This window comes from Pseudomonas sp. NPDC087803, from assembly GCF_044742995.1.
In the GTDB taxonomy this organism is placed as follows: domain Bacteria; phylum Pseudomonadota; class Gammaproteobacteria; order Pseudomonadales; family Pseudomonadaceae; genus Aquipseudomonas.
Genome location: NZ_JBIUVO010000130.1, coordinates 1 through 3,341, shown reverse-complemented (window position 1 = coordinate 3,341; position 3,341 = coordinate 1). Strand labels below are relative to the sequence as shown.

The following is a 3,341-nucleotide window of genomic DNA, read 5'->3' as shown; positions in this document are numbered from 1 at the left end:
TGACTCAGGTGATGAAGACCCTGGGGAATTTGCCGGCAGAAGAGCGTCCACAAGTCGGCGCGCTGATCAATGTTGCCAAGGAACGTGTTACAGGCGTTCTCAACGCGCGCATGGCTCTGTTTGAAGAAGCCGAACTGGCTGCCAAGCTGTCTGCCGAATCCATCGACGTGACGTTGCCGGGCCGTGGCCAGACCTCCGGTGGTCTGCATCCGGTGACCCGGACTCTGGAACGCGTCGAACAGTTCTTCACCCGCATCGGCTACGGCATCGCCGAAGGCCCTGAGGTCGAAGACGACTATCACAACTTCGAAGCGCTCAACATCCCAGGCCATCACCCGGCCCGGTCGATGCATGACACCTTCTATTTCAATGCGAACATGTTGCTGCGCACCCATACCTCGCCGGTACAGGTCCGCACCATGGAATCGAAGCAACCGCCGATCCGCATCGTCTGCCCAGGCCGTGTGTACCGCAGCGACTCCGATATCACCCACTCGCCGATGTTCCACCAGGTCGAAGGCCTGCTGGTCGATCGCGACATCAATTTCGCCGATCTCAAAGGCACCATCGAAGAATTCCTGCGGGTGTTCTTCGAAAAAGAGCTGGCCGTACGTTTCCGTCCTTCGTACTTCCCGTTCACTGAGCCATCCGCTGAAGTCGACATGGAATGCGTGATGTGCAGCGGTAAAGGCTGCCGCGTCTGCAAACAGACCGGCTGGCTGGAAGTCATGGGCTGCGGCATGGTCCACCCGAACGTGCTGCGCATGTCCGGCATCGATCCGGAAGAGTTCTCCGGTTTTGCCTTCGGCATGGGCGTAGAGCGTCTGGCAATGCTCCGTTACGGCGTGAACGACTTGCGTCTGTTCTTCGACAACGACTTGCGGTTCCTCGCGCAATTTCGCTAGTCGTAACGAATTCTTAGGAGAGCAGGATGAAATTCAGTGAACAATGGCTGCGTGGCTGGGTTAGCCCGCAGGTAAGTCGCGACGAGCTGGTTGCTCGTCTGTCGATGGCGGGTCTGGAGGTCGATAGCGTGACCCCGGCCGCCGGTGTATTCAGCGGCGTGGTCGTGGGCGAGGTGTTGAGCACCGAGCAGCACCCTGACGCCGACAAGTTGCGTGTGTGCCAGGTCAGCAATGGCGCGGAAACTTTCCAGGTCGTGTGCGGTGCGCCAAACGTGCGTCCGGGCCTGAAGATTCCGTTCGCCATGATCGGTGCCGAGCTGCCGGGCGACTTCAAGATCAAGAAGGCCAAGCTGCGGGGTGTCGAGTCCAACGGCATGCTGTGTTCGCAAGCCGAGTTGCAGGTTGGCGAAGGCAATGACGGGTTGATGGAGCTCCCGGCCGATGCGCCGGTGGGCGAGGATTTCCGGGTTTACCTGGATCTGGAAGACGCCAGCATCGAAGTTGATCTGACTCCGAACCGCGGCGACTGCCTGTCGCTGGCCGGTCTGGCCCGTGAAGTGGGCGCGCTGTACGACACACCGGTCACTCGCCCGGTGGTCATGGCCATTCCAGCTGCGCACGACGAAGTGCGTCCGGTAGACGTGCTGGCGCCTGCCGCTTGCCCGCGTTACCTGGGTCGCGTCATCCGCAATGTCGACCTGTCCAGGCCGACCCCGCTGTGGATGGTTGAACGTCTGCGCCGCGCTGATGTGCGCAGCATCGACGCTGCGGTCGACATCACCAACTACGTGATGCTTGAACTGGGCCAGCCGCTGCACGCTTTCGATCTTGCCGAAATCAATGGCGGGATCCGTGTGCGCATGGCGGAAGAGGGCGAGAAACTGGTGCTGCTCGACGGTCAGGAAGTCAGCCTGCGTAGCGATACGCTGGTGATTGCCGACCACACCCGCGCTCTGGCGATTGCCGGGGTAATGGGTGGCGAGCACAGCGGTGTGTCCGCAACCACTCGCGACGTATTCCTGGAAAGTGCCTTCTTCGACCAGATCGCTGTGGCTGGCAAGGCTCGCTCCTACGGCCTGCACACCGACGCTTCGCACCGTTACGAGCGTGGCGTGGACTGGCAACTGGCCCGTGAAGCCATGGAGCGCGCCACTGGCCTGCTGCTGGAAATCACTGGCGGCGAAGCCGGCCCGATCATCGAGACCGTCAGCGAGCAGCACCTGCCGTCGATTGCGCCGATCACCCTGCGTGCGCAGCGCATCACCCAGATGCTGGGGATGGAGATGGATTCGGCTCAGGTCGAGCGACTGCTCAGCGCCTTGGGTCTGAAGATTTCCGCTGACGGAGCAGGGCAGTGGCGCGTAGAAGTGCCAAGCCATCGCTTCGACATCAGCCTGGAGGTCGATCTGATCGAAGAGCTGGCTCGTCTGTATGGCTACAACCGTCTGCCGGTTCGTTACCCGCAAGCGCGTCTGGCGCCACAAGCCAAGGCTGAAGCGCGCAGCGAGCTGCCTGAGTTGCGCCGTCTGCTGGTTGCCCGTGGTTATCAGGAAGCGATCACTTACAGCTTCATCGATCCGAAGCAGTTCGAACTGTTCAATCCGGGCGTCGAACCGCTGTTGCTGGCCAATCCGATTTCCAATGACATGGCCGCCATGCGTTCCTCGCTGTGGCCGGGTCTGGTCAAGGCGTTGCAGCACAACCTGAACCGTCAGCAGGATCGCGTGCGTCTGTTCGAAAGCGGTCTGCGCTTCGTCGGCCAGCTGGAAGGTCTGAAGCAAGAGCCGATGCTGTCGGGTGTTGTTTGCGGCAGCCGTCTGCCGGAAGGTTGGGCGCAGGGTCGCGACACCGTCGATTTCTTCGACGTAAAAGCTGACGTTGAAGCGGTGCTGGGCTTTGCCGGTGCACTGGATACCTTCACGTTCGCTCCGGGCAAACACCCGGCGCTGCACCCGGGTCAAACCGCGCGCATCGAACGTGACGGGCGTGAAGTCGGCTTTATCGGCGCGATTCACCCTGAACTGTCCAAAGCCCTGGGTCTGGATCGTCCGGTATTCGTCTTCGAGCTGGTTCTGGCTGAAGTCGCTAGCGGAAAAATGCCGCAATTCCACGAGTTGTCGCGCTTTCCTGAAGTGCGTCGTGACCTTGCACTGATCGCGCACAAAGACGTCGCGGCCTCGGCTGTACTGGACGTAATCCGTGAAAATGCAGGCGAATGGCTCACGGATCTCAGGCTGTTTGACGTGTATCAGGGTAAAGGCATTGATCCTGATAGAAAAATGCGTTGTGGTTGGTTGTAGAGGGCCCAAACGTGTCCAGCGGAAAGGGGGGGTGGTGGTTTTGGTTTGGGGGGGGGGGGTTTTTTTTGTTCAGGCGCAAAGTGTGGGGACCCCGCAGCCCCGTTTTTTTTTTTTTTTTTTTTTTTTTTTTTTTTTT

At 60.1% G+C, this 3,341-nt stretch carries 1 protein-coding gene and 1 pseudogene; both read left to right on the top strand.

Features of this window, described 5'->3' with window-relative positions:
• On the top strand, nt 1-905 hold a 905-nt coding region (gene pheS, locus ACIOUG_RS26800; protein WP_401070161.1), incomplete at its 5' end, for a phenylalanine--tRNA ligase subunit alpha.
• A gap of 26 nt (nt 906-931) precedes the next feature.
• A pseudogene (pheT, locus tag ACIOUG_RS26795) lies at nt 932-3,184 on the top strand (phenylalanine--tRNA ligase subunit beta); the annotation flags it as partial.
• Nucleotides 3,185-3,341 lie beyond the last annotated feature (157 nt).